This is a genomic window from Streptomyces sp. NPDC042100 (assembly GCF_055582325.1).
Map to the genome: position 1 here is coordinate 147630 of NZ_JBVJDK010000015.1, position 25520 is coordinate 173149.

At 75.1% G+C, this 25520-nt stretch carries 22 protein-coding genes; 13 read left to right on the forward strand and 9 right to left on the reverse strand.

What is annotated here, in order from left to right; all coding sequences use genetic code 11:
• The first annotated feature begins 69 nt into the window (after positions 1 to 69).
• From ACZ6J5_RS29730 to ACZ6J5_RS29740, 3 genes are read left to right on the forward strand one after another with little or no spacing between them, the layout of a single operon-like run.
• Positions 70 to 1686, forward strand: coding sequence for a pyridoxal phosphate-dependent decarboxylase family protein (locus ACZ6J5_RS29730; RefSeq protein ID WP_469396604.1), 1617 nt, complete (start codon positions 70 to 72; stop codon positions 1684 to 1686).
• Positions 1683 to 2849, forward strand: coding sequence for a sulfotransferase family protein (locus ACZ6J5_RS29735; RefSeq protein ID WP_469396606.1), 1167 nt, complete (start codon positions 1683 to 1685; stop codon positions 2847 to 2849). Before ACZ6J5_RS29730 ends, ACZ6J5_RS29735 begins: the two co-directional genes overlap by 4 nt.
• The gene (locus ACZ6J5_RS29740) at positions 2846 to 4081 is read left to right on the forward strand and encodes a cytochrome P450 (protein ID WP_469396608.1); all 1236 of its coding nucleotides are present in this window, start codon (positions 2846 to 2848) and stop codon (positions 4079 to 4081) included. The genes ACZ6J5_RS29735 and ACZ6J5_RS29740 overlap by 4 nt, the downstream gene beginning before the upstream one ends.
• A gap of 56 nt (positions 4082 to 4137) precedes the next feature.
• Here ACZ6J5_RS29740 and ACZ6J5_RS29745 read toward each other — a convergent pair whose 3' ends face one another.
• From ACZ6J5_RS29745 to ACZ6J5_RS29770, 6 genes are all read right to left on the reverse strand, one after another.
• Positions 4138 to 5847 (reverse strand): CAP domain-containing protein, encoded by a 1710-nt coding sequence (locus ACZ6J5_RS29745; protein WP_469396610.1) that lies wholly within the window; start codon positions 5845 to 5847, stop codon positions 4138 to 4140.
• A 232-nt stretch (positions 5848 to 6079) separates the two neighbouring features.
• Positions 6080 to 6595: a hypothetical protein gene (locus ACZ6J5_RS29750; RefSeq protein WP_469396611.1), complete on the reverse strand. Its 516-nt coding sequence runs from the start codon at positions 6593 to 6595 to the stop codon at positions 6080 to 6082.
• A gap of 166 nt (positions 6596 to 6761) precedes the next feature.
• Positions 6762 to 7076, reverse strand: coding sequence for a hypothetical protein (locus tag ACZ6J5_RS29755; RefSeq protein ID WP_469396613.1), 315 nt, complete (start codon positions 7074 to 7076; stop codon positions 6762 to 6764).
• A gap of 345 nt (positions 7077 to 7421) precedes the next feature.
• Entirely contained in the window at positions 7422 to 8168 is a 747-nt protein-coding gene (locus ACZ6J5_RS29760) for an alpha-ketoglutarate-dependent dioxygenase AlkB (protein WP_469396689.1), read from the reverse strand.
• Between the two features lie 64 nt (positions 8169 to 8232).
• Positions 8233 to 9525 carry a hypothetical protein gene (locus tag ACZ6J5_RS29765; protein WP_469396614.1) on the reverse strand — a complete coding sequence of 431 codons (1293 nt, stop codon included), beginning with the start codon at positions 9523 to 9525 and terminating at the stop codon, positions 8233 to 8235.
• A gap of 127 nt (positions 9526 to 9652) precedes the next feature.
• A complete protein-coding gene (locus ACZ6J5_RS29770) occupies positions 9653 to 12676 on the reverse strand; it encodes a flagellar hook assembly protein FlgD (protein ID WP_469396616.1) in 3024 nt (1007 codons plus the stop codon).
• Between the two features lie 157 nt (positions 12677 to 12833).
• On the opposite strand from ACZ6J5_RS29770, the gene ACZ6J5_RS29775 reads away from it, so the two are divergent.
• The gene (locus tag ACZ6J5_RS29775; RefSeq protein ID WP_469396617.1) at positions 12834 to 13730 is read left to right on the forward strand and encodes an alpha/beta fold hydrolase; all 897 of its coding nucleotides are present in this window, start codon (positions 12834 to 12836) and stop codon (positions 13728 to 13730) included.
• Here the strand turns inward: ACZ6J5_RS29775 and ACZ6J5_RS29780 are convergent.
• Positions 13712 to 14335: a hypothetical protein gene (locus ACZ6J5_RS29780; RefSeq protein WP_469396619.1), complete on the reverse strand. Its 624-nt coding sequence runs from the start codon at positions 14333 to 14335 to the stop codon at positions 13712 to 13714. The genes ACZ6J5_RS29775 and ACZ6J5_RS29780 overlap by 19 nt on opposite strands.
• Before the next feature lie 191 nt (positions 14336 to 14526).
• Between ACZ6J5_RS29780 and ACZ6J5_RS29785 the strand changes: the two genes are divergently transcribed.
• The 8 genes from ACZ6J5_RS29785 (at position 14527) to ACZ6J5_RS29820 (ending at position 21523) form a co-directional block, all read left to right on the forward strand.
• Positions 14527 to 14781 (forward strand): DUF6332 family protein, encoded by a 255-nt coding sequence (locus tag ACZ6J5_RS29785; protein WP_469396621.1) that lies wholly within the window; start codon positions 14527 to 14529, stop codon positions 14779 to 14781.
• A 180-nt stretch (positions 14782 to 14961) separates the two neighbouring features.
• Positions 14962 to 15534, forward strand: coding sequence for an RICIN domain-containing protein (locus ACZ6J5_RS29790; protein WP_469396623.1), 573 nt, complete (start codon positions 14962 to 14964; stop codon positions 15532 to 15534).
• 190 nt (positions 15535 to 15724) lie between these two features.
• Complete coding sequence (locus ACZ6J5_RS29795) at positions 15725 to 16372, forward strand: CatB-related O-acetyltransferase (protein ID WP_469396625.1); 648 nt, start codon at positions 15725 to 15727, stop codon at positions 16370 to 16372.
• A 107-nt stretch (positions 16373 to 16479) separates the two neighbouring features.
• Entirely contained in the window at positions 16480 to 17181 is a 702-nt protein-coding gene (locus ACZ6J5_RS29800; protein WP_469396627.1) for a restriction endonuclease, read from the forward strand.
• A 161-nt stretch (positions 17182 to 17342) separates the two neighbouring features.
• The gene (locus ACZ6J5_RS29805) at positions 17343 to 17930 is read left to right on the forward strand and encodes a hypothetical protein (protein WP_469396629.1); all 588 of its coding nucleotides are present in this window, start codon (positions 17343 to 17345) and stop codon (positions 17928 to 17930) included.
• A gap of 342 nt (positions 17931 to 18272) precedes the next feature.
• A complete protein-coding gene (locus ACZ6J5_RS29810) occupies positions 18273 to 18680 on the forward strand; it encodes a hypothetical protein (RefSeq protein WP_469396630.1) in 408 nt (135 codons plus the stop codon).
• The gene (locus ACZ6J5_RS29815) at positions 18677 to 20572 is read left to right on the forward strand and encodes a GMC family oxidoreductase (RefSeq protein WP_469396632.1); all 1896 of its coding nucleotides are present in this window, start codon (positions 18677 to 18679) and stop codon (positions 20570 to 20572) included. The genes ACZ6J5_RS29810 and ACZ6J5_RS29815 overlap by 4 nt, the downstream gene beginning before the upstream one ends.
• Positions 20573 to 20656: 84 nt before the next feature.
• A complete protein-coding gene (locus ACZ6J5_RS29820; protein WP_469396634.1) occupies positions 20657 to 21523 on the forward strand; it encodes a hypothetical protein in 867 nt (288 codons plus the stop codon).
• Here the strand turns inward: ACZ6J5_RS29820 and ACZ6J5_RS29825 are convergent.
• On the reverse strand, positions 21496 to 22485 hold the full coding sequence (locus ACZ6J5_RS29825) for a LysR family transcriptional regulator (protein ID WP_469396636.1): 990 nt from the start codon (positions 22483 to 22485) through the stop codon (positions 21496 to 21498). The two genes, ACZ6J5_RS29820 and ACZ6J5_RS29825, sit on opposite strands and share 28 nt — an antisense overlap.
• A gap of 211 nt (positions 22486 to 22696) precedes the next feature.
• On the opposite strand from ACZ6J5_RS29825, the gene ACZ6J5_RS29830 reads away from it, so the two are divergent.
• On the forward strand, positions 22697 to 23755 hold the full coding sequence (locus ACZ6J5_RS29830) for a YncE family protein (protein WP_469396637.1): 1059 nt from the start codon (positions 22697 to 22699) through the stop codon (positions 23753 to 23755).
• Positions 23756 to 23799: 44 nt separating this feature from the next.
• Here ACZ6J5_RS29830 and ACZ6J5_RS29835 read toward each other — a convergent pair whose 3' ends face one another.
• The gene (locus ACZ6J5_RS29835; protein WP_469396639.1) at positions 23800 to 25422 is read right to left on the reverse strand and encodes an FAD-dependent oxidoreductase; all 1623 of its coding nucleotides are present in this window, start codon (positions 25420 to 25422) and stop codon (positions 23800 to 23802) included.
• Between the last annotated feature and the right edge of the window lie 98 nt (positions 25423 to 25520).

Below are 25520 nucleotides of genomic sequence, written 5' to 3' on the forward strand. Positions count from 1 at the left end.
CATTCGTCAACGGCTTTGCGGAAACGTGCACTTGTCACATGCCCTCCAGGGGCATCACAGTGTGATCCCGTGAACACCATTGGTGACCTCGCGGAGGCCGAGCCGGCCGAAGCCGCCCTGACGCTGCCCTCCGCGACCGTGGCGGCACTCGGTCAGCGGGTCTGGGAGATCGTCGCGGGACATCTCGACGCGGAGCGGCGCGACGCCGCCCCCGGCCCCAGCCCCAGCCCCAGCCCAGAAGCCGACCCCGACGCCGACGCCGGTGGCCGTGCCGGACAGCGAGGGCTGCCGGTCGCGGCGCCCGGCGCGGCGGCCCTCGCGGGCCGGCTGCGCGCGGAGCCGCTGCCCGCCGCCCCGGCGGACGACCCGCTCGCGGTCGTGGACGAGGTGGGGCGGCTGCTGGGCGAGGGCAACGCGCACCCCGACCACCCGGACTTCCTCGCCTTCGTGCCCTCGCCGGGGACCGTCACCGGCGTGCTGGCGGCGACGCTGGCCACCGGCTTCGCGGTCCCGGCCGGCTGGCGGTTCAGCGGCGCGGTCTCCAGCGCGATCGAGTCGGCCGCCGTCCGCTGGCTGGCCGAGCTCCTGGGGCTGGCGCCCGGGGCCTCCGGGCTGTTCGTGTCCGGCGGTTCGACCGCCAACCTCACCGCCCTGACCGCCGCCCGCGACGCCCTCGTCGGCACCGAGGCCCACGGGGCCACCGCGTACCTCTCCGACCAGACCCACCTCTCCGTCCCCCGGGCCCTGCACATCCTGGGCATCGGCCGGGACCGCGTCCGGGTCCTGCCCTGCGACGCGCGGCGACGCCTCCCACTGCCCGAGCTCGCCCGGCGGGTGGCGGAGGACCGGCGCGCGGGACGGCGGCCCTTCCTCGTGGTGGCCAACGCGGGCACCACGGCCACGGGCGCCGTCGATCCGCTGCCCGAACTGGCCGCGTTCTGCCGGGCCGAGGGCCTGTGGCTGCACGTGGACGGGGCCTTCGGCGCGCCCGCCGCGCTGACCGCGCGCGGACGCGCGCTGCTCACGGGGCTGGACGCGGCGGACTCGGTGAGCGTCGACCCGCACAAGTGGCTGTTCCAGCCCGCCGGAACGGGCTGCGTGCTGCTGCGCGACCCCGCCCACCTGACCCGCGCCTTCGGCGTCGCCCTCCCCTCCTACCTGGAGGCGGGCGCGGATGGTGCCGACGCGGACGGGGCGGACGGGGCCGGCGGAGCGGACGGGGTGGACTACCTCCAGTGGGGCATCGAGCAGACTCGGGAGTTCCGGGCGCTGCGCCTGTGGCTGTCGCTGAGGGTGTTCGGCGCGGACGCGTTCCGCGCCGCCGTGGAGCGGGGCCTGGACGCGGCCGAGGCCATCGCCGCGTACATCCGCTCCCGGCCCGGCCTCGCTCTGGTGACCGAGCCCTCGCTGGGTGTCGTCACCTTCGTCGGGGCGCCGCCCGCCACCGCTCCCCCTCGGCGCCCCGAGGAGACGGACCGGCTCGTGGCCGAGGTCTGCGCGGCGCTGCGCGCGGAGGGGCGGGCGATGGTCGTCCCGGTCGGCGTCGGCGGGCGGCGGGTGTTCCGGCTGTGCCTGATCAATCCGCGCGTCGGCCCCGGCGGCCCGCGCGCCGTCGTGGACCGGATCGCCGAGCTCTGGACCGCCCTCGCCGACGCTCCCGGCAGCCGCCCCGGGGCGGGCCTGTGACGACGACCGCCGCCCCCGACGGCGGCGAGCGGCTCGACGCGGACCTGCTGCGGGCCGAGGCGGTACGCCTCACGGGCCTCTCGGACTTCGGCGCACCGGGCTACGCGCCGGCCCTGGACCTCCTCGTTTCGGCGCTGGAGGCGGAGGCACGGCTCACCCCGGCCGGCCGGGCCGAGGCCCGGGAGACGCTGCTGCGCGCGCTCCGGACCCGGCTCCGGCTGCGCGCCCTGCCCGAACCGCCCCTGCCCTACGGGCCGCCCGTCGTCCTCGTCGGCCTGCCCCGCACCGGCAGCACCCTCCTGCACCGGCTCCTCGCCCACCACCCGGCCCTGCGGGCGCCACGCCTGTGGGAGCTCCTCGCGCCGGTCCCGCCGCCGGGCACCGCCGAAGCCGTGACCGGGACCGTGACCGGCACCGGCACCGGCACCGAGGCGGACGCCGTGGCCGATGCCGAGCGATACGTGGCCGAGCTGGCGCGCACCGCGCCCGAGCTGGCCCGGATCCATCCCACCGGGGCACACGAGCCGGAGGAGTGCGAGCACCTGATGAACGCCGACTTCCGCAACAGCGTCCTCGGCCTGATCAGCTACCGCGTCCCCGGCTACGCCTCCTGGCTCGCCGACCAGGACCTGACCCCCGCCTATACGCTGCACCGCGCGCAGCTCGCCCACATCCTCGCCCGGCACCCGGCCCCGGCCGGCGCGCGGCCGCTCCTGAAGAGCCCGTCGCACCTGTGGCACCTGCCCGACCTGGACCGCGTGCACGGCGGCGCGCGGTACGTGGTCCTCGAACGCGATACGGAGGAGGCGCTCGGCTCGGTGTGCGGTCTGGTCGTCGCGGCACGCCGACGGCGCAGTGACACGGTCGACGCGCCGGAGATCGGGCGGACGATGACCGCCGCCACCCGCACGGGCCTGGCGCGGATGCGCGCGTTCACCACCGACGCCACCGTCGCCGACCGCTGTCTGACCGTCCGCTTCGACGAGCTGGTGGCCGGGCCCGAGGCGACGGCGGCCCGGGTCCTGGGCTGGCTGGGGCTCGGCGCCGACCGCGAGCTGCGGCGGCGCTGGCGGGCCCACCTCGCGCACAACCCCCGCCCGCCGCACGTCCATCCCCGTGCCGCCTGCGGTCTGCGGGCCGCCGACCTGGAGGAAACGACATGAGCGCGGTTCCCGCGCACCACCACCGGCTGCCCTATCCGTTCGACCGCGCCGACTGCCTGGCGCCGCTGCCGCACACCGGACTGCTCGACGTGCCGGGCCTCGCCCGCGTCTCGCTGCCGAGCGGCGATCCGGCGCACCTCGCGGTCCGCCACGCCGACGTCGTCAAGGCCCTGACGGACCGCCGGCTGAGCCGCCGGGCCATGCTGACGACGCCCGGCGGTCCGCGCTGGACCCTCGCCGACCGGGACGAGCCGAGCCTGCTCGGCCTCGACCCGCCCGACCACACCCGGGTCCGGCGGCTCTGCGCCCCGGCGTTCCACCGCGACCGCGTGGCCGGGCTGGCGCCCGCCGTCACCGGCCACGTACACCGGCTGCTGGACGCGCTCTCGGGCGCGGACCGGGAACCGGTCGACCTGCACCGCGCGTTCGCCCTCCCGCTGGCCGACGCCGTCCTGTGCGATGTCCTGGGGGTGCGCCCCGGGCACCGGGCGCACCTCGTGGAGTGGGCGCGGCGGAAGCTGTCGCTGACCTCGCTGCCGCCGGAACGGGCGCGGGCCGGCCACGACGCCCTGCGCGCGCACTTCGAACGGCTGCTGCTGACGCCCGAGGGCTCGGCGGGCCTGGTGCCGGGCGGGCTGCTGCACCGGCTGCGCGACGCCCACGGCGCCGGGGAGCTGAGCGGACCCGAGCTGCTGGCCACGGCGGTCAACCTGTTCGTCGCCGGGCACGCCACGACGGCCGCGACCCTGACCAACGGCGTCCTGGCGCTGCTCGTGCACCGGGAGCAGTGGCGGGCCCTCCGCGCGGACCGGGGGCTCCTGGGGCCCGCCGTCGAGGAGATCCTGCGCTTCGACACGATCGCGGACGTGGGGCTGCCTCGGCTGGCCGTGGCCGATCTGACCGTCGGGGCGACCCTGGTGCGGGCCGGGGAGGCGGTCGTGCCGTCCCACGCGCACGCGGGCCGCGATCCGGCCGTCTTCGACCGGCCCGGCGTCTTCGACATCACCCGTGCGCCCGGCCCCCACCTCGCCTTCGGACACGGTCCCCACCGCTGCGTGGGCGCCGGTCTCGCCCTGCTCGAACTCCGCACCGCGCTCTCGGCCCTCGCCGACCGCGCCCCCGGCCTGCGCTTGGCGGAACCCCCCGCCGCGCTGCCTTTCCCGGGCGGCTCACTGATCGGCGGCGTCACCCGTCTGCCGGTGTACGTGCGCGGGGGCGGGGGCGGCGGCTGAGGGGTCCGGCCGGTGCGGGCGGCGTGCTGCGCAGCCCGCACCGGCCGGGGCAGGGGTCAGCGTGCGCCGAAGACCTGGGTCCAGTAGGGGCCGCCCGTGTCGTGGACGCCGACGCCGATCTCCTTGAAGTCGCAGTTCAGGATGTTCGCGCGGTGGCCGGGGCTGTTCATCCACGATTCCATGACCTGCGCCGGGGTGCTCTGGCCCATGGCGATGTTCTCGCCGTACGTGGTCCACGGGTAGCCCGCGGCGGTCACGCGGTCGCCGGGACCCGCGCCGTCGGGGTTGGTGTGGTCGAAGAAGCCGCGGGCGGCCATGTCGTCCGAGTGGCCCTGGGCGGCCTTGGCGAGGGTCGCGTTGGACGTGAGCGGCCCGCAGCCGGCCTTCGCGCGCTCGGCGTTGACGAGCGCGACGACCTGGTCGGCGGCCGAGGACTGGCCGGGATCCTGCTGGCCGCCACCGCCCGAGCCGCCGTCCGTGACGGGAGGCTTGGCCGTCTTGCGGGGCGCGGGGGGCGTGGTGGCGGTGCGCTTAGGGGCGGGGGCTTTCGTCGTGGCCCCGGCCGTCTTGCTCGGGGTGGCGGCGGGCGTCTTCGGGGCGGCGGAGGTCTGTGTCGCGGACGGGGAGGAGGAGGCGGAGGCGGAGGCGGAGGCGGACGAGGAAGCGGAGGCCGACGGCGGGGCGGAGAGGGTGCCGGGCTCGTTCGCCTGGTTCGGGTCGAGGTCGGGAGCGGCGGCCGCCCGGCCGCCGTCCATGACGTCGTCGTCGCCACGCCCCGCGTGCAGGGTGAGGGCTCCGCCGGTGACGGCGACGACGGCCAGTCCCGCCGCGACGACGGCGCGGCGCCGGTTGCGCTCGTCGGCCTGACGGCGGCGCCGCCGCGTCGCCCGGCTGGCACGCCGCCCCGCCACGGGGGTCGCGGAGACGACCGCGAAGGTCTCGGTGGGGGCGAGGGCCACGTCGGCCGCCCCGGCTCCGGCCGACGCCCCGGCCACGGACGACGGCCTCGAGACGGCCGACGGCGACGGCCCTGAGACAGCCGACGGCCCGGCCACGGACGGCGCCCCGGAGAAAGCCGACGGCCCGGCCGCCGTCCTCCCCCACCCCTCCGCGCGGTACCCCGTGGCGCAGTAGCCGCAGTGGGCCGTGTGCCGGGCCAGCTCGTCGCGCCAGAAGGCGCCCGGCAGGCCGTCCCAGCCGACGGTTCGGCCGGCGAGGGCGCCGCAGCGCGGAGCATGGGCGAGCGCCCTGGTCACCGACTGGACCGCGTCCAGTCGGACCCGTACGGCTTCCATGCGGTGGGCCGTGTCCTGCGGGGACCAGCCCAGGGCGGCGGCCGTCTCGTACCGGCTGAGGTGCCCTTCCCGCTCCAGCGACCAGAGGGACCACAGGACGGCGTCCTCGATGTCGAGCCAGAGCAGGGGGCCGGCGGGGAGTCCTGTGACGCCCATGGGGGCGGCCTGGACCGGGAGTCCGGCCGCGTGGGCGAGGGTGCTCGCCACTCCGATCCCGACGAGCCAGGGGCGGAACATCTCCGGCGACAGCAGCGTGCCGAGCGCGAACTCGGCCCGGCCCAGCGCGTCCCGCACGATCGCGTGGACGGCGGCCTCGGCGCCGGGGCGGCCGTCGAGGGCACGGGCGGCGAGAACGTGGACGAGCGGCTGCTGGGCGCCGATGAGCCGCTCCCGGGCCCAGGTGTCGCCGTACTGGGCCGCCCGTATCAACTCCGCGTCCGTCAGCTGCTCGAAACCCGTGGTCCGCTGCACGCCGCCCGCCTTCCCTCGCCTGTCGCGCCTCTGGTGGAATTCCTCGTGGAACTCCTCGTGGAATCCCTTGTGGAGTTCCCCGTACGCAAGGGAGAGCCGGTGCACGGGGGCGGATAACGAAAACCCGGGACGAGAGTCGTGTGATGTGGGTCATAGGCCCGCCCCCGCCCTCCAGGAAGGCGAGGGCGGGGGCGGGGATGGGGGGACGCGGATCAGGCGGCGGAGAGCCGGATCAGCAGGGGCGGATGTGGTACACGGGGGTCCAGGACGCGGTGCCCGAGCCCTTCGCCACGTGGGACCAGCGCTCGCTGCCGTCGCTGTTGTAGAAGCGGGCTCGGGTGCCGGGGGTCTGGTTGTTGTTGAAGGTGCCGTCGCCGATGCCGTTGAAGTCGTAGTAGCCGCATCGGTAGTAGTCGTAGTTCACGCCGCGCCCGTCGGTGATGCACAGGTGCCCGTCGTTGCAGGCGGCGCGGGGCGCGTCCGGTGCGGCCAGGTCGCGGGCCTTCGCCTGTCCGGGGACGGGCAGCGTGGCGGTGCCGCCGGGGAGGGCGAGCGTGTTCGCCGAGGTCTGGCGGGCCCCCGGCTCCTCGGCCAGGACGGCCTCGACGTGCCGCTGGAGCTGCCCAGCCTGCGCGTCGGTGAGGCCGGCGGCCCGGGTCTGTTCGGCGTAGGGCAGGGCGGTGGTGTCGGGGGCGGCGGCGTGGGCGGAGAGGGCGGGGGCCGCGACGAGGGCCACGGCGGCGAGCATCAGTCCTGCGGATCGGCGAAGGGGAACGCGCTTCAAGGTCTTCTCCAGGTGTCGGCGATGCTCCTCGTCCGAATCCGAGGAGTAAGCGCTTCCTATCCACCGCGTCCCGCCTTCAATGCCGCGTGGCGAGGGTCCGCCACATCCCGGCCGGGCGCGGCCCACCGCATCAAACCGAAGCCCCGCCCGGCCCGCCCTCCCCAGGACCCGTCTCCCCGTCCAGGTACCGCTCGATGGCCGGTGAGCCGGCGGGGTGCGGCGGACCGAAGTCCGACCTCACCTCGTACCGCGAGCCGAACAGGCGCGACTCCGCTCCTCCCCCGCTCCCGGCACCCGGCCGGGTGGCCCCCGCGGCCCGGTGGTTGCGCACGAGCGCGAGTCCCACGTCGACGAGCTCCCCGGTGAACGCGGTGTACGTCTCGCCCGGCGCGGCCAGCGCGAGCGCCGTCCGCGAGGCGGAGCACATCAGGTACGCGCCCTCCACGGCCGCCTGCCCGACCAGGGTGGCGGAGGGGTCGGCGGTGCCGGTGCCGCCGCCCGCCGGACCGGTGCCAGGACGTGCCCGGGGCTGACGGGGTCGAGGATGGTCGTGCAGTGCTCGGGCGCGAGGGCTTGCAGTTCGGGCGAGGTGACGATTCGCCGGAGGGCGGTGAGGTTGTTCGCGACGGCGGGCAGCTCCGGCATGGACCGGTACTGGCCGTGCCGATGAGCACGGCTCTGGACCGTCGGGGGTCCGGCAGTGCGCCGGACGAGCCCTCCGTCATCCGTCCCGGCGCAGGGCGGCGAGGAGCCGGGTGACCTCGTCCGGGTCGGCGGAGGGGCTTTGACGTCAGACGGGTGGCAGGAGGTCGCTCGCGCTGACGGTGTACGGCACCGGAGGGTACGTGAAGTCCGTCTCCTCGTTCTCGCGGCGCCGCAGCCGGTAGAAGGCGCGGCTCTGTTCCTCGTCGGCGAGCGTGAGGCGGGTGCCGTCCGGGAGGTGGGCGTGCCCGTCCGCGTACCGGACGAGGGTTCCGGAGGTCCGGAAGGTCACCCCCAGCCACTCGTTCTCCGCCCGCCGGCCCGGCGCGTCCAGGATGATCCGGTGCTTGAGCAGCCGGTTCGCGTCGAGGGGGAAGAGGACGCAGCCGTGATGCTCCAGGGGGATCGCGAATCCCTCGCCCGGCCTCTCCTTCGAGGCGAACACGAGCGTCCGGGGCGGGTCGGCCTCCGGGGCGCGGTAGCAGGAGAAGACGGCGATGAAGGAGCCGGGGGCGAGGTCGAGCGCCTGGTCCGAGTGGGCGCCCATCGTGGTGTAGGCGTTCGTGTACGTCTCGACGAGGGCGTTGTCGAAGGCGAGCGGGATCCCGGCGCGGTCCTGGATCCGGCGGGCGAGCCGCTCGTGGACGGGCCGGAAGCGCTGCGCCGGGCCGCCGTACCGGGTGGTCGTGCGTACCAGCGGCACACCGCCGTCCGGCGTGCCGTCGGTCCTGGTGAGCACGGCGCCCCTGCGGCCCCTCCCCAGGGGCTCCAGGGTGGTGGCGGCGGCCAGCTCCGCGAAGAGGTTCCGTTCCTCCGGCAGCGCGAACGTGAGGATCCGCTCCGCGAGGGCGGGGCCGGCGGGCTCCACGGACCCCGCGGTCTCGGCCGGCTTGGCGGCCTCAGACGCGGGGGGCAAGGTAGTCCCCCGTGTTCATGCTGAAGCGGAAGCCGGTTCCGTAGTCGACGGGTGACGAGGTCCGGTTCTCCTCGGCGTACAGCCCGCGCAGTTCGTCCATGCCTGCCGGTGTGGGCGGTTCGAGCGGGACCGGGCCCCCGGCCGTCGTGAGGAAGGTCCGCCCGTCCTTGTGCACGGCCTCCGTCTTCGAGCAGCGCACCACGTATCCCAGCCGGGTGGGCAGCAGCTCCGCGTCGAGGGTGGAGGGGCGGATCTCGTGCGCGTAGAGACGGTTGGTGGACAGCGGCATGAGGAAGACGGACCCGGGGTGGAGGGTGAGCGTGAACTCCGCCGGCAGCGAGGCCCCGTCCTGCGCGGCGGCTTCCTCCTTCAGCCGGAAGCGGAGCCGGGTCAGCCCGCTGGCGGTCTTCACGCCGAGGTCGAAGGGGTCGCCGGGCAGGGGGCGCAGCCCGTCGAGCCCGTCGTAGAAGGTGCAGAAGGCCATCACGCCGTTGCGGGGCATGTCCTTCGTCTTGTCGGCGTGGGAGGAGATCCTGGCCTTGGACTGCTTGCGCTCGGAGGTGGCGGCGGTGTTGCGGTAAAGCTGCGCGAGCACGTGGTTCAGGGGCGCGTGGCCGCGGAAGACGACGGCCGCCTCGCGGTTCAGCTCCGCCACGACGGCGGTGTCGGTCGGGCCGAAGCCCTCGGTCGGCCCCGACAGGTTCGTGGAGCAGCGCAGCAGGCGGAAGCGCAGCGCGTCGCCGTCGCGCGTGACGGGCGTGAGATAGACGCCGCTGCGGTGGGCGGTGCCCGGCTTGGTGGACTCCGTGAGCGCCTGGAAGGCGTGCTCGGCGCGGATCCGGCCGAAGTGCCCGGCGTCGGTGGGGAAGAAGCGGGGGTAGTACACGCCGACGCCGTGCGCGCGGACCGGGACCCTGCCTCGGTCCACGCGGACCCAGGCGGGACCGAGGGGCCCGCCGTCCGGACCGACCGGGCCGTCCGGACCGACCGGGCCGACCGGGCTGACCGGGCTGACCGGGCTGACCGGCTCACCGTGCGCGAGGTCCCCGACCACGAACACCCGATCCGCCGCGCGCAGTCGGCGGGCGTCCAGCGCCGCGAGGTCGCCGCACAGGTAGACGGTCCGCCCCGTCATGTCGTGCGCGCCGGAGGCCAGTTGCTCTGGAGTGAGCACGGAGCCGAAGAAGTCGCGTACGGTGTCGGCGTCCTGGAGCGGTGGCGGCGCGACGAGGACGTTGCTCGCGTCCTCGATCCTGGCCTCTGCGGGCTCTGTCATGGACGTCAACGTACCCGGCGGCCGGCCCGCTCAGCGCGGGAGGGCCGGGCGCGCGCCCCTCGGCGCACACCCGGCCCTCCCACTCGTTCGTTCCACCTACCTGACAGCGGAGTGTCGTGCCATCCCGTCAGGGTCCGAAGTACCCGGCCACGTCGGCGAGCAGGTCGACGCTCCCGTTGCGGTTGTAGAACGTGACCTTGCCGTCCTTCACCGGCACCACGACCAGGTTCGGCACGGTCTGACCGGCCACCACGTTCAGGTTCGACGCGCTGGTCCGGGCCGTCCCGTACGGGTACACCGACACGAACGTCGACGCCGTCGGGTTCGTCGCCGTCACGTTCAGCACCACGGCCGTCACGCCCGTCGCCGGGACACCGGCACGACCCGCCACCGTCAGGGTGACCGTCCCGTCCGCGCCGACCTTGGCCTTCGCCACGCCGGTGCCGGAGCGCGTGTCCATCACGCGCGCCGGCGCCACCGCCTCGTAGAGGGAACCGGAGGTGCCGCTGGTGAAGTACCCGGCGACGTCGGCGAGCAGGTCGACGCTCCCGTTGCGGTTGTAGAACGTGACCTTGCCGTCCTGGACGGGGACCACGACCAGGTTCGGCACGGTCTGACCCGCCACCACGTTCAGGTTCGACGCGCTCGACCTCGCCGTCCCGTACGGGTACACCGACACGAACGTCGACGCCGTCGGGTTCGTCGCCGTCACGTTCAGCACCACGGCCGAGATGCTGGTGGAGTCCGGGACCCCGCCGCGGCCGGTGACCCGGAGGGTGACCTCGCCGCCCGGGCCGACCTTGCGCTTCGTGACGCCGGTGCCGTCGCGCGTGTCCATGACCCGGGCCGGCGGCACCGGCTGGTAGCGGCCGGAGGCCATCGAGCTGAAGCGGGTGAGCGCCACCTCCCCGTACAGGTACAGGGGCTGGGCGACCTTGCCGGACACGGGCTCGGCGGTCAGTGTCCAGCGGTAGACGCCGTCGGGCATCGGCTGCCCGGCCGAGTCCGTGCCGTCCCACGTCACGGCCAGCGCGCCCCGGATGTCGTCCCAGCTCTGGAGCGTGCGCTGGTGCGCGCCCGAGTCGCTCACGAAGGTGACGCTCCAGCGGCTCACCGGCTGGGAGAACCACCACTTCCCGGACCAGGTCGGCGGCACGGGGGCCTTGCGGTCGAGCACCGTCGTGGGCTGGGCGGTGTCGACGGCGGAGAGGGTCGGTGTGAAGACGCCGCTCGGCACCACGTGGGTGCGCTGCTGCTCGTCCACCCACACCAGGTGGCCGCCGAAGCGGTCCACGGCCCAGCCGTTCCCGGGCCTGGCGTCGGCCGGGCGGCCGATGGCGCGGGTCGCGGTGTCCGGGCCGCGGAGCGGGGTCAGCGACAGGGCACCGTCCCGCGCGTGGGCCACGTAGCCGTCGCCGAGGACCGCGGTGTCGTGCGCGGGCAGGGTGACGGTGCCCTTCGTGGTGAGGTCGGTGACGCCGGAGGTGCCGTCGCACTTCCAGTATGCGGAGCCGCCCCGCACCTGAAGATCCGTCAGGTTGCAGTCGGCGAGCCGCACCGGGGGCAGAGCGGCGCCGGTGCGGACGTCGACGGCCTCGACGGTGCCGTGGGTGTCGCTGTCCCACCAGAAGGTCGAGCCGTCGAGCGAGGTGGCGCGTCCGGTGAAGCGGGACCCTTCGTAGACGGTCTTACGGGTGTCGAGGTCGATGACCTTCTGGAAGGCGTTCAGGGAGCGGAAGGACACATACCGCCCCGACGCCTCGACATCGCCGACCACACCCTCGGCAGCGACGGGCGCGCCGGGCATCTCCCCGTCACGGCCGAGCGCGAACAGGGCCTCCCGCTCGTCCTGATAGACGAACCGCCCGTCACCGGTGGGTGTGAACACGGGGCAGCCCTCGTCGCGCCGGCAGGCGTAGAAGAGATCGCCGCCGCGCTCGCGGGCGGGCTCGGCCGTGACCGTGTCGGTGACGGAGAGCCGGGTGCTTCGCACGGTCGGCGACTTCCACGGGACCTGGTCCACGCTGGTCAGCTCGCCCTGGGCGACGGCCACGCGGTGGCGAAGGGGGGCGACGAGCGGGATCCGCAGGACCGTGTCGACGCGGAAGGCGCCCCCGTTGATGTCGACGCGAAGGGCGTGCACCGTCCGGGCGCCCTCGCCGCCGAAGCGGACGGCCAGCAGGCGTCCGTCCGGGGTCATCCGCAGGTCGCCCCGGACCTGGTCGAGGACCTCGCGCCCCGGGCCGCCGCTCACGGGGAACGCCGACAGCGTGGTGTCCTCCGCGTTGGGGTCGGGCACCGTGCCGGAGATGGCCTGGTTGCCGACGACGCCGACCGGCGCGTCCGTGTCGGTCCACTCCCGCTCGTACAGCGGCTCCGGACCGCCGAGGACCCCGGCGTCCCAGATCTGCAGGCGCTGGTCCATCGTGACGACGAAGACGTAGTCGCCGGCCGCGCGCAAGGCGCGCGCGTTCTCGACGGGGCGCAGGCCGAGGGTGACGGAGTTGACCCAGGCCCGCCGCTTCTGGCCGTCGAGCCGGTAGGAGAGGAAGAAGCCCTTGGGGTTGTCCCCCTCCTCCGCGGAGATGTCGGTGGTGCCGGGCCGGAAGCCCCAGACCGTGCGGTCCTTGGCCGTCCCGCCGCTGACCGACAGGGCGTGTACGGCGACGACGGCGCCGTCCACGTACTCCTGGGTGACGACCTCGGTGCCCATCACGGCCGCGAAGCGCTGGCCCGCCGGGATGGGGACGCTGCTCACGGTGGTGCCGCGCGTGTCGGTGAAGTCGACCTGGTTCCGGTCCGGGTCGAACCGGGCGATCAGATCGCCGCCGGTGCCGAAGAGCCGCCTTTCCCCGGGGTTGGCGTACGCGACGGGCGCGCCGCCGTCGTACGGGACCCACTGGAGGCCCGACTCCGGGCCGCCCCGCAGGAAGCCGGTGGTCCCGGTCGCCGGGATCCGTCCGGCGTCCGGCGCCGGGGTGCGCTCGGCGGGGATCACCAGCTCCGCGGGCGGCGCGGCCGGCGCCGCGGACGCGGTGCCCGCGCCGAGCGGTGCCACCGTGGCGAGCGCCGCGGCCAGGGCGACGGCGACCGCCGCGGCGCGCCCGGAACGACGTGTACATATCTGTCTGGTCTGCCTGAATCGCAGCAAAAGAAGAATTCCTCCCCGAACGAAAGTGAGCCGAGGCGGAGGACGCGCACCGCGCGGGGACCCCCCGGTCCATACCCCCACCTGCCTCAACTCCCCTGACCGTAACAGCAGCCGCCGACAAGGGCTCGGACGGCCCGGGAGCCCCTACGCTCGTCTCATGGGACACCCTGTGCGCACCGCCGGTGGACGCCTGCTCATCGCCGAGGAATGGGGGGACCCCGAGGGGATCCCGGTGCTCCTCTTCCACGGCACGCCCGGCACCCGCCTGGGCACCCTGCTCCCCGGGCTGGCCGAGGAGCATCCCGGCCATCGCTTCCTCGCCTACGACCGTCCCGGCTACGGGGACTCCGAGCGGGCCGCGGGCCGCCTGGTCGCGGACGCGGCGGGGGACGCCGCCTCGGTCGCCGACGCGTTCGGCGTCGAGCGGTTCGCGGTGGTCGGCCGGTCCGGCGGGGGCCCGCACGCGCTGGCCTGCGCGGCGCTGCTGCCGGAGCGGGTCCTGGCGGCGGGCGTCCTGGTCGGGCTGGCGCCGCCGGACGCGCCGGGGCTGGACTGGCAGGGGGACATGACCCCGTTCAACGTGCGCGAGTACGGGCTGGCCCGCGCCCATCTGGACGGGCGGGACCCCGGTGCGCTGGAGCGGGACCTGGCCGCCCGCGCCGCCGGCATCCGGCGGGATCCGGTGCGCCTGCTGGACGGGCTGGACGCCGAGCTGTCGCCGCACGACCGGCCGATCGTGACCGATCCCCGGGTCCGGAGCGTGCTGCTGCGGTCCTACCGGGAGGCGCTGCGGGTCTCGCACGACGGCTGGCTCGACGACTGCCTGGCCTTCGTCCGCCCCTGGGGCTTCGACGTCGCGTCCGTCACCGCGCCGGTGCTGCTGTGGCACGGGCTGGACGACGCCTTCTCCCCGGTGTCGCACACCCGCTGGCTGGCCGGCCGGATCCCGGGCGCCGAGCTCCGGCTCGTACCTGATGCGGGCCACTTCGCCGCCCAGTACGCGCTGCCGGACGTGCTGCGCTGGCTGGCCGGAGGTCAGGGCCGAGGGCGCTGATACGCGGTCGAGCGGGCGCCCTTGAGCGCGTCCATGATCCGCTCGTGGCTGTCCCCGACGACGTCCAGCACCCGGACCCTGAGGTGCAGCGCCTCGACCTCGTCGACGAAGCGCTGGGAGAAGGCCCCGAGCATGGTGGTCTCGTACGAGGCGGTGCCCACGACCGGCGAGTGGCCGACGGCGACGAGCTGGAAGTCCTCGCCGACGACGAACCCGGCACCGGACAGCTCCGCCGCCACACCGCCGACGTCCGTCCACGGCGAGGCGACGGTCCGCCCCTCCGCGTCCCGGAGGACGAGCCGGCACGCGTACTCCTCGACGACCGCCGTGTGCGAGCCGCCGTTGAGCAGCCCGACCCGCCACTCGGGCGCGCCGCCCCGCAGGTGCCCGGTGGTCCAGTCGGCCCGCCAGCCGAGCAGCGGACGTACGGTACGCGCGTACTGCGCCCGCGCCAGGACGGCTCCGGCGGCGACGGCGAGCAGGCTGCTGAGCGGCTCCATGTCGAGGAGCCGCAGGCGCCAGGGCCATGCGGCGCGCGTCTCGGGTGACATGTTCTCGCGCACGACCTCCCAGCCGAGCACGGCGGTGAGGACGATGAGCAGCATGATGGGCACGGTGAACAGCAACGGGCTCCGCCGAACCCGCCGTTGACCGTCCGTCTCGACCGCCGCCCGCCTCCGCCTGAACCCGCCCACGCGCACTCCCCCGCTCCGCGCACTCCGCCGTCCCCCGCGCCCGACGGGCCCCATGGTGCCCGACACCGGGCCGCCCGGCCAGAAGGTGGGAGACTCGCGGGATGGACATGGGACATGAGTCGCGCGGAGAGAAGGACGCGATGACGGTGGAGATCGGCTTCGCGCTGGTGACCGCCGCCGTGCTCGCGGCGGCGGTCTTCGCCGCCGTCGCGGCCCTCTCCCTGCCCTTCGACCTCTCCGGCCGGGCACGGGAGCTCACCCTCAAGACGGGCGCTGTGCTCGGCGGGGCGGCGGGGGTGTGGCGCGTGGTCCGCGTCCTGGTGCGCTTCGACAGACAGCGCCGTCTGGGCCGCTGACGGCGGGCGCCGTCGAGGGACGCGGCGCCGGAGTCCGGGACGCGGGCGAGGGCCGTCGGCGCGGTCCCGGCGCATCGGGACATCCACCTCATGCGCCCGGGACACCGGAACGAGGAGTCTCTTCGGCGTACACCCCGCCTGCCCGTCCGGGTGCGCGGGGCCGAAGCAGAGGGGGACACCATGGACATCCGCGTCACCATCCAAAGGGCCGCCGCCACCGTGGCCGGCGGCCTGCTGATCGCCGCGACGGCCGCGACGGGCACGGCGGCCGCGACCGGCGCGACGAGCGCGACGAGCGCGACGGCCCAGGCCGCCGCGCCCGGCCCGTCGGTGACCGGCGGCACGAAGATCCGCAGCGAGTACCGGATGCTGTGGATGGACGTGTACGACGCGTCCTTCGCCAACGGAGCCCACGTGAACCAGTGGGGCAGCGACGACAGCCTGCCCAACCAGCGCTTCGACTTCACCCGCGCGTCGGACGGCTCGTACGCGATCGTCGCCCGGCACAGCGGCAAGTGCCTGGACGTGTACGACGCGAGCCAGGCCGACGGGGCCGGCCTCATCCAGTGGACGTGCAACGGCGACGGCAACCAGCGCTGGCGCCTGGAGACCGCGCCGGGCGGCGGCTACCAGCTGCGGGCGGTGCACAGCGGCAAGTGCCTGGAGGCCGCCTGGAACGGCACCTGGGGCGAGCAGGTGCGCCAGTACCCGTGCAACGGCGCGGTCAACCAGCGCTGGACCCTGTGGTCGTGACCGTGCGGGCGTGAGACCTGACTGCTGATCCCTGGTACCCGGGCCATCAGACACCAGGTCCCGGCCCTCAGGCATCAGGTCGCCCAGGAGGACGGACCGGTCCCGTGGGAACGGGACGCACGCACTGCGATCATGGAGCACGCACGACCACCCCGTCCGCGCCGCTTCCACGATCCGGAGCACCCCTGCCGTGAGTCCCGTCCCGCCGGACCCGTCCGTTCTCCACCCGATCCCGGGCCAGCCCCGCGTGGTCCTCCTGAAGCCGCTCGTGACCTCGCCGCTGATCGAGGTCGGCGACTACTCGTACTACGACGACCCGGACGACGCCACGTCGTTCGAGACGCGGAACGTGCTGTACCACTACGGCCCCGAGCGGCTCGTCATCGGGAAGTTCTGCGCGCTGGGCACCGGCGTGCGGTTCCTGATGAACGGCGCCAACCACCGCATGGACGGGCCCTCCACCTTCCCGTTCCCCATCATGGGCGGCGACTGGGCCGAGCACGTCGACCTCATCACCGGCCTCCCCGGGCGCGGGGACACGGTGGTCGGCAACGACGTCTGGATCGGCAACGGCGCGACCGTGATGCCCGGCGTCCGCATCGGCCACGGCGCCATCGTCGCCTCGGGCTCGGTCGTCGTCGAGGACGTCCCGGACTACGGCATCGTCGGCGGCAACCCCGCCACGCTCATCCGCACCCGCCACCCCGCCGCCGACATCGCCCGGCTCCTGGCGATCGCCTGGTGGGACTGGCCGACCGACCACCTCACCCGCCACCTCCGCACCGTCATGTCGGGCTCCGTCGCCGACTTGGAGGCGGCGAACCCGAGCGGCGGATGAGCACCCGCCGCTACATTGGGTCACCGCGAGGAAACCTCGTGTCGTGATCTGGGGAGGGCGACCGTGCCGTTGGACCGGGTACGCGGCGTACGGGCAGGGGGCCGGTCGTGACGCCGCGCCGGGGCCGGGGCGCCCTGAGGGTCCGGCGGCGCGGGCGGAAGGGTGCCGGGGCCGGGCTGCCGTACGTGGTGGTGGGCGGGGGCCTGCTGGCCGCGTGGGCGGTGGTCGTGGCGGTCGCCCGCTTCCTCGCGGCCCATCCGTGGCTTCCGGTCCTGCTCGTGGCGGCGGCCGGCGGCGCCCTGGCCTGGTGGCTGGTGCGGCGGCAGCGGGCCGCGCGATGGGAGGAGGTACGGGCGCGGGGGCTGCGTTACGCGCTCACGCAACTGGACGCCCTCCATCACCGGCAGTTCGAGCACGCGGTCCGGGACCTCATGCGGCGCGACGGCTGTACGGACGCCGTGCAGGTCGGCGGCGCGGGGGACAACGGCGCCGACGTGAAGGCGACGGACCCGTTCGGACGCCTCTGGGTCATCCAGTGCAAGCACCGCCGCGCGGGGCTCCAGGGCTCACCCGTGGGCACCCCGGACCTCCACGTACTGAACGGCACCGGTCGTCCCGTGCACAAGGGTGACGTGGTCGTGCTGGTCACCAACGGCAGGTTCACCGGGCGCGCCGTCGCGTTCGCCCGCGACCAGCGGCTGCACATCGTGGACCGGACCGTCCTCGGTGAATGGGCCGCCGGGTCGAGGCCGTTGTGGGAGATCCTGCGGGCCGTGCCGCCGCCCCGACGCCCGTCGTCCCGGTCCTGAGCAGGGCGCGAGGGGGCGCACGGGAACCGGCGCGCGCAACCAAATGCCCATGGAATATGCCCTCTTGGCTGCGCTCCGGCCGTCCGCTGCCTCATCGTGGTCGTGGACGGGGCGGCCCGCTCGGGCCGCCCGCGCACGCGTGGGGTGAGGAGGGATGCCGGATGGGCTGGAGGCGTGAACGGTTCGAGTCGCACGAGGGCGAGGTCGGGGTGCTGCTCGCCGACGGCAGCGAACCCGGGCCGGTCTACTTCGACATCGGCAGCGGCACGTACGTCCACGAGTCGACCGACTGGTGGGTGTACACGGGCGAGTTACGCCGACCCACGGCCACGTGGATGCGGGGCAGGTGCGCCTGCGGCTGGCGGGCCCCGCGCGCCTTTCCGATCGACTGGCAGCGGGTCGACCCGGGCGACCTCACCGCGTACGACGTCTCCGGGCCCCTCCAGGACTGGGAGGCCCACATGGACGACGTCGCGGCCCGCGCGGTGCCGCTGCCCGAGGACGTGGCCGGGCTGCTGAAACGCCTGTACGAGCGCCTCGACGAGCTCGTCGACGACGAGCCCCTGAGGGTGCTCCGTGCCGTCGACCGGCTGGAGGCGATCGTCGGCGTGTACGGCCCCATGGCCGCCCGGCTCGTCACGGGGAGCGGCGAAGGGAGCGGCGGGATGACGCGGGTCGCCGAGGCGCTGGGGATGACGGAGGAGGCCGCCGGATCGCGCCTGCGGCACTACCGCTACCTGGACTTCTGAGGGACCCCGGCGGGCGGGGTCGCGAGCGGCGGCGGGCGGGCGCCTGGAGCCCGGCCGCCCCGACGCCCGCTCCGTCGGTCCGGCACGGCACTGGACCGGACCGGACCGGACCGGACCGGAAACCGTTCGCGGTCCACCCGCTACGCGGACGACCCCCTCGGCGCCAGCGGCCTCGCCGCGCTCATCGGACCGCTCGCCCGTCCGCTCCGCCCCTCCCGGTGAACGCGAGCCGAACACCCGACCGAGCGGAACCAGCCGTCCGAGGGAGCGCCCGGCGTCATGATCACGCCGTTCCGGGAGCGCGCGGCATGACGCGGCCCGGCGCCGGGCACCGATGCCCGCGTGCCTCATACCGACACCACCGATGCCACCGACGCCCCTGAACCGACCGACCGCACCGCGCCGTTCACCGCGCTGTCGGCACGCCTGACGGGCTTCGACGGGGTGGACCTGGCGGCCACCGGTCTCGTCGGGACGTATCTGGACCTGGCCGCCGAGGAGCTCGGCGCGCCCCTGCTCGCCCGCCTGCTGGACGGCGGCGGCCCCGACCGGGACGAGCGGCTGTGTGACGCCGCCCGCGCCGTCACGTACCTCTGGTACACGGGCAGTTGGCCCGGACGCCCCCCGGCCCCGGTCTCCCCCCGCGCCTACGCCGAGGCCCTGGCGTGGAAGGCCGCCGGGCTCAACGCCCCGGCCACGCACCCCGGCGGCTACGGAAGCTGGGCCGGGGCCGAAGGAGGCCTCCGGTGACGCGGTACGACGTGATCGTCGTCGGCGGTGGTGTCGCCGGCTCGCTCGTGGCCCACCACCTCGGCGAGCGCGGCCGCCGGGTCCTGGTCCTGGAGGCGGGCGAGGCGGACGCGGACCGGCGGGGCACCACCGCTCCCGGCCGCTCCGCTCCCCGAGCCCCGTCCGACGACCCCCTCGCCTCCTACCTCCGCGCCGTCGCCAGGACGCCCCACCCGGCGGCCTCCTGGCCCGTCATGACGGACCTCTCCGGCACAGAGGGCACAGCGGCCGCAGAGCGCGCGGCGGGCACGGCGGGCACGCCCGGCACCGCCGGCTACCGTTCCGCCGGCCATCTGCGGCAGGACGGACCTCTCCCGTACGCCAGCGGATACGTGCGCACCAACGGCGGCACCGGCACCGTCTGGACCGGGCTGGCGCCCCGCATGCTGCCGGAGGACTTCGACACCGAGCCGTTCGGGTACGGGCGGCGCTGGCCGCTCACGTACGACGCGCTGGAACCCCACTACCGGGCGGCCGAGGAGCACCTGGGGGTGGCCGCCGACGCCGACGAGCAGCGGGAGGCGCTGGGGCTGCGGTTCCCGGACGGGCACGTCTTCCCGATGCGCCCGCTGCCCGCCGCGCGGCTCGACCAGGTGTTCGCGGACCGCCTCGACGGGCGGCGCGTCAAGGACCCCATAGGGCTCGGCGACGTGGAGCTGAGGGTGGTCCGCACCCCGCACGCGCGCAACGGCGTTCCCGATCCCCGCTACGACGGCGGACGGGGTTACGTGCCGCGCGGGCGGGACGGGCGGCCCGATCCGCACAGCCGGTGCGTGGGCAACGCGAGCTGCATCCCGTACTGCCCGTCGCACGCGAAGTACACGCCGCTGAAGACGCAGGGCCGGTGGGGCCCCTCGGTCACCCTGCGGACCCGGTCCGTGGCGAGCCGGGTGCTGGTCGACGGGAACGGGCGGGCGAGGGGCGTGGAGTACCGCGCTTACGACGGCACGGTGTCCGTCGCGCACGCCGACGTCGTCGTGCTCGCGGCGCACGCGATCGAGAACGCGCGGCTGCTGCTCCTCTCCGGGCTGGCCGGTCGCAGCGGGCAGCTCGGCCGGAACCTGATGGACCATCCGGTGCTGCTGACCTGGGGCCTGCTTCCCGAGGGCGAGGACGCGGGCCCGTACCGGGGGCCCGGCTCGGTCTCCGGCTTCGAGGGCTTCAGGACCGGTCCGGCCCGCCGGCTGCGGGCGCCGTTCCGGATCGAGTTCGGCACTTGGGGCTGGATCTGGTCGAAGGGCCCGGTGCACACGGACGTGTGGCACCTGCTCGCCGAACGCGGCCTTTCGGGGCGGGAGTTGCGGGAGGCGCTCGGGGACCGGCTGCGACGCCAGTTCACCCTCCAGTTCGAGATGGAGCAGGGCGCCGATCCGGCGAACCGGGTGACCCTCCACCCGACCGAGCGGGACGCCCTCGGGCTGCCGCTCCCCCTGGTCAGCTACGACCTCGACGAGCACGTGAAGGAGGGCATGGCCGCCGCGCGGGCCGTCTCGGACCAGATCTTCGCGCTGCTGGGCGCGGAGGACCACACGGACTACGCACCCGCGGCCGCCTGGCCCGGACGCTTCGAGCACCAGGGGCGGACCTACGGCTACCGGGGTGCGGGGCACGCCGCGGGCACGCACATCATGGGCGACTCCCCCGCCGACTCGGTGGTGGACCCGTGGCAGCGCTGCTGGGACCACCCCGGTCTCTACGCGGTCGGCTGCGGCAGCATGCCGTCGGTGGCCACCTCCAACCCGACGCTGACGATGGCCGCCCTCGCGCTGCGCAGCGCGGAACGCGTCGAGGCGGACCTGGCCGCCCGCGACCGCCCCCACCCGATCACCGCGCCCGCGTCGCCGTCCCCGTGACCCGGCCCGGCTCTCTCCGTACACCCCCACCCCGTCCGTCCAGACGTCCGCCCGCGTCCCTTCGCCCCACTCCGGAGACCCCGTATGACCGCGCTGCCCCTGCCGCCCGTGGCCGATCCCTTCCGGCTGCCGTTCCACTACGGTGCCCTGCACCAGATAGGCGTCGACTGGCTGGTCGACCCGGGGCCGGTGCGCGAGCTGCTGGCCAAGCGGCACCCGGAGCTGTCCGCGGCGGTCTTCGACGACGGGCGCGCGCTGGTCTCGTTCAACTACCAGCTGTACTTCGCGCAGTATCCGTTCGGCGGCGGCGTCACCCAGGAGATCGAGCTCAACGTCATCGCCTTCCCGACGACCGAGGCCGGCCGGCTGCCGAGGCTTGGCTACGCGCAGTACGCGCAGGGCTGGGACCAGACCAAACTGCTCGGCATCGCCCGGCTGCACGTCGTGTGCGACAACCCGTTCGCGATCCGGGCCGGCCGGGAGCTGTACGCGGAGCCCAAGTTCCCGGGCTGGTTCGAGGTGCTGCTGCCCTCGCTGAACGGGCCCGCGGGGCGGACCTGGACCGTCCGGTGCAAGGCGGGCGAGGTGGCGGCGGACGACAGCCTGCGGCAACTCCCGGCGCCGTTGCTGGACCTGACGGCCAAGCTGGACGGGCTGGAGTCCGCGCCCGCCAACTCCGCCCCGGTGACCGGCTACGGCACCGATCCGGAGGGGCGGCTCCTCGCGGGACCCATGAACGTCTACCAGCCGTACGACTGGTACGACCTGTCCGCCCCCGAGCTCGCCGGGCGCACCCAGCTCACCCTCCACGACCCGCACGGGGAGCTGGGCCGTGACCTGCGGTTCCTGCTCCCGGCCGATGCCCCGGCGGCCGGTGCCTGGACGTACCAGTCGGCTCCGGTGGCGGCGCACAACCGCCCGTACTACCTGCCGACGGGGCCGCGCGGCTGAGCCCGCTCGGTCCCGTCCCCGTCACCGTCACCGTCCCCGCCCCCGTTCTCGTACCCCGCCCCGTCCCGTCCGCCGTACGGGGCGAGGACGGCCGCCTCGACGTGGGCGCGGAACCAGCGGTGGGCCGGGTCGGCCGCGTTGCGCGGGTGCCAGGCCGTCGCGAGGGCGAGCGGGGGCAGGTCCAGCGGGATCGGGAAGGTGCGCAGGCCGAGGGCGCCGAGGGTGCCGGGGAGCCAGTCGGCGAGGGTGAGGCCGACGAGGTCGGTGTCCCGGGCGAGGGTCATCGCGCCGAGGTGGCTGGGGACGACGACGGCCACCCGGCGGCGGAGCCCGAGCTCGGCCAAGGCGGTGTCGATGGGGCCGTGGCGTCTGCCGAGGCGGGAGACGCCGATGTGGGCGGCCGAGGCGAAGCGGCGGGCGTCGACCCGCTGGGCGAAGAGGGGGTGGCCCTCGCGGGCCACGCCGACGAGGGGCACCCGGACGAGGGAGCGGGTCCTGACCTCGGGGTCCAGGTGGTCGAGGACGCCGAGTTCCAGGTCGATCTCGCCGCTGCGCAGCGCGGGCCCGCCCTCCAGGGCTTCGGGGAGGAACACCACGTCGACGTCCGGGGCCTCCGCCCGCAGGCGGTCGCCGAGGCTTCCGGCGAGCCCGGCGAGGAGCACGTCGGCGGCCTGGACGGTGAAGGTGCGCCGCAGGAGCGCCGGGTCGAAGCCGGCGCCGGGCCGCAGGACGTTCTCGCAGCCGCGCAGCAGCCCGGCGACCTCCTCGCGGAGTTCGAGGGCGCGCGGGGTGGGGACCATGCGCTGGCCGGCCCGGACCAGCAGCGGGTCGCCGACCGTGCGCCGGAGCCGGGCCAGGGTGCGGCTGACGGCGGCGGGGGACGTGCCCAGGCGTTCGGCGGCGCGGGTCACGCTGTTCTCCTGGAGCAGGGCGTCCAGCGCCCGTAAGAGATTGAGGTCCATGGGCGGGGGCACGCTCCTGAACTGGGTCTTTGCCTGCTGCGGCAAAGAGTGGTTGCCCATCTTCGCATTGCCGCCGGGGTGTTCGGCGGCCGAAGGTGAAGGGGTCCGCCGCTGAGGCGCGGACGGCATCTCGATCCCCTCACATCACTCACCACCGTCACATCCCTCGCATCTCTCGCTTCCCTCAGTTCCCTCACTCCAGGAGTTCTCCGTGCAGCACTCTGCCCGCGCCGGGCGCCGGGGCGATGTCCTCGCCGTGGTCAGTCAGAGCGGTCCGACCGTGTCCTTCTTCGATGTCTCCACCGACCGCCTCCTCGGCTCCGTGGACGTCCCCGCCGAGCCGCACGAGCTGTGCTTCGACCCGGCGCGGCGCCTGCTGTGGTGCACCACGGCGTACCGCTCGGGCTACTACGGCGCCCACAGCGGCCGCCGTACCGAGCTGACCGTGATCGATCCCGACGCGCGGCGCGTGGTCGAGGTCGTGGACCTGGCCCCGGAGCACGCGCCGCACGGGCTGGCGCTGGACGCGGCGCGGGGGCTCCTGTACGTCAGCGTGGAGGGTTCGGCCGGGCGGCCGGGCGGTGTGGTGGTGGTCGACGCGGAGACCCGGCGGCCCCTCGGGCGGATCGACACGGGCGCGCCGGGTCCGCACTGGTTCGCGATCGACGCGGCGGGGCGGACGGGTTACGCCGCCAACAAGGAGGCGCCGTTCGTGTCGGTGGTGGACCTGGCGTCGGGTGCGCTGACCGCGCGGGTCGAGGTGCCCGGCAGCGAAGGGCTCGCGGTCTCCCCGGACGGGACGCGCGCGTTCGTCGCGGGGCCCTACGCGGGCACCGCCGCCGGGCCGGAAGGGCGAGCGCGCCCGGAGTACGGGATCCGGGTCGTGGACGCGGGCTCGGCGTCCGTGGTGGGCCTGCTGCCGACGGAGGGCCTGGTCCTCCCGGTCCATCTGACCTCGACGGGGCTGCTGCTCGCGGGCGAGCTGCGGACGGCGCCCGGCCCCGTCACCTCGATGGCCGCCCATCTGCCGGGCCGTCTCGCGGTGTTCTCCGCCGCCACCCGCGAACGGCTGGGCCGGATCGAGGTGGGCCGCTTCCCGCTGACGATCACGTCCTCCCCGGACGGCCGCCTCGGGTACGTGGCCTGCGTGGCCTCCTCCACCGTCGACGTGGTCGATCTGGAGGAGCCGCGGACCCTGACCCGCCTGGACGTCGCCCGGGCCGGGGAGCCCGGCGCCCACGGGCTGGCGTACGTCCCCCGTCCGGCCTGAGTCCGGGCGGGACGCGCACGCGTCCGTGGGCCGCCCCGGGCGTCTCAGGCGCGGCTGCCCGCCCGCCAGGTGAGGTAGCCGCCGTCCAGGTTGCGCACCTCGTGGCCGTACTGGGCCAGGAGGCGGGTGGCTATGTGGCCTCGGACGCCCACCTGGCAGTAGACGATCACGGGCCGGCCGGCGGGCAGTTCGTGGGCGCGGGTGCGGAGTTCGTCCACGGGGATGCCGAGGGCGCCGGGGACGGCGCCGGCGGCGTGCTCGGCGGCGGTGCGGACGTCGACGAGGACGGCGCCGTCGGCGAGGGCCGCGTCGAGCTCGTGCCACTGGACGGTGGCGGTGGTGCCGGTGGCCAGGTTGTCGGCGACGTGGCCGAGCATGTTGACGGGGTCCTTGGCGGAGCCGTAGGGGGGCGCGTAGGCCAGCTCCAGGTCGGCGAGTTCCGGGGCGGTGAGTCCGCCTCGGATGGCGGTCGCCAGCACGTCGACGCGCTTGTCCGCGCCGTCCGCGCCGACCGCCTGGGCGCCGAGGATCCGCTGGGTGCCGGGCTCGACGAGCAGCTTGAGGGCGAGGGGGCGGGCACCCGGGTAGTAGCCCGCGTGGGCGGCGGGGTGGACGTGCAGGACCTGGTGGGGACGTCCGGCCGAGGCGAGGCGCTTCTCGTTCCAGCCGGTGGCGGCGGCGGTCAGGCCGAAGACCTTGGCGACGGCGGTGCCGATCGCCGGGGCGCTGCTCACCGGGCGTCCGGTGAGGGCGTCGGCGACGAGCCGGCCGTGCCGGTTGGCGAGGTTGGCGAGCGGGACGAGGGCGGGGTCGCCCGTGAGGTGGTCGGGCTTCTCGGCGGCGTCGCCGACGGCGTGGACGTGCGGGTCGCTGGTGCGCTGGCTGCTGTCGACGGCGATGCCGCCGCGCGGGCCGACGGCCAGGCCGGCGGCGCGGGCGAGCGCGGTGTCGGGGCGGACGCCGATGGCGAGGACGACGAGGTCGGCGGGCAGGGTGGTGCCGTCGGAGAGTTGGACCTCGCGCGGCAGGACCTCGCTCACCTGGGTGCCCAGGCGCAGGTCGATGCCGTGGGCGGTGAGTTCGTCGGCGAGCGGGGCGGCCATCTCCGGGTCGAGCGGCGGCAGGACCTGCCGGCCGAGCTCGACCAGGGCGACGTCGAGGCCGCGCAGGCGCAGGTTCTCGGCGACCTCGACGCCGATGAACCCGCCGCCGACGACCACGGCGGTGCGGGCCCCGGCCGCGGCGGCGGCGATCCGGTCGGTGTCGGTGACGTCGCGCAGGGTCATCGCCCGCTCGACGCCGGGCACGTCCGGGACGACGGGCCGGGCTCCGGGGCTGAGGACGAGATGGTCGTAGTGCTCGGTGTACGTGGTGCCGCCGGCGAGGTCCCGTACGGTGACGGTCCGTGCGTCCGGGTCGAGGGAGAGGACCTCGTGGCCGGTCCGCACATCCAGGGCGAACCGGGCCTCCAGCGACTCGGGGGTCTGCAGGAGCAGCGCGTCCCGGTCCTCGATCACGCCGCCGAGGTGGTAGGGCAGTCCGCAGTTCGCGTACGAGACGTGGGGGCCCTTCTCCAGGACCACGATCTCGGCCCACTCGTCCAGACGCCGCAAGCGCGCCGCCGCCGACATTCCGCCCGCGACTCCGCCGACGATGACGACCTTCACCGTTTCCTCCTCCACAGCAGGACCATTAATACCCCCGAGGGTATGCATGGGGCAGCGGGTCGCCCGGGGGACGAAGGGCCCGATCCGGGGAGCCGAAG

Excerpts from the sequence above, each read along its gene's own strand:
- ACZ6J5_RS29740 (WP_469396608.1), top strand. The coding sequence starts at position 2,846 with ATGAGCGCGGTTCCCGCGCACCACCACCGGCTGCCCTATCCGTTCGAC.
- ACZ6J5_RS29750 (WP_469396611.1), bottom strand. The coding sequence starts at position 6,595 with ATGCTCGCCGCCGTGGCCCTCGTCGCGGCCCCCGCCCTCTCCGCCCAC.
- ACZ6J5_RS29765 (WP_469396614.1), bottom strand. The coding sequence starts at position 9,525 with ATGACAGAGCCCGCAGAGGCCAGGATCGAGGACGCGAGCAACGTCCTC.
- ACZ6J5_RS29775 (WP_469396617.1), top strand. The coding sequence starts at position 12,834 with ATGGGACACCCTGTGCGCACCGCCGGTGGACGCCTGCTCATCGCCGAG.
- ACZ6J5_RS29780 (WP_469396619.1), bottom strand. The coding sequence starts at position 14,335 with ATGCTGCTCATCGTCCTCACCGCCGTGCTCGGCTGGGAGGTCGTGCGC.
- ACZ6J5_RS29785 (WP_469396621.1), top strand. The coding sequence starts at position 14,527 with ATGGACATGGGACATGAGTCGCGCGGAGAGAAGGACGCGATGACGGTG.
- ACZ6J5_RS29790 (WP_469396623.1), top strand. The coding sequence starts at position 14,962 with ATGGACATCCGCGTCACCATCCAAAGGGCCGCCGCCACCGTGGCCGGC.
- ACZ6J5_RS29805 (WP_469396629.1), top strand. The coding sequence starts at position 17,343 with ATGGGCTGGAGGCGTGAACGGTTCGAGTCGCACGAGGGCGAGGTCGGG.
- ACZ6J5_RS29820 (WP_469396634.1), top strand. The coding sequence starts at position 20,657 with ATGACCGCGCTGCCCCTGCCGCCCGTGGCCGATCCCTTCCGGCTGCCG.
- ACZ6J5_RS29825 (WP_469396636.1), bottom strand. The coding sequence starts at position 22,485 with ATGGACCTCAATCTCTTACGGGCGCTGGACGCCCTGCTCCAGGAGAAC.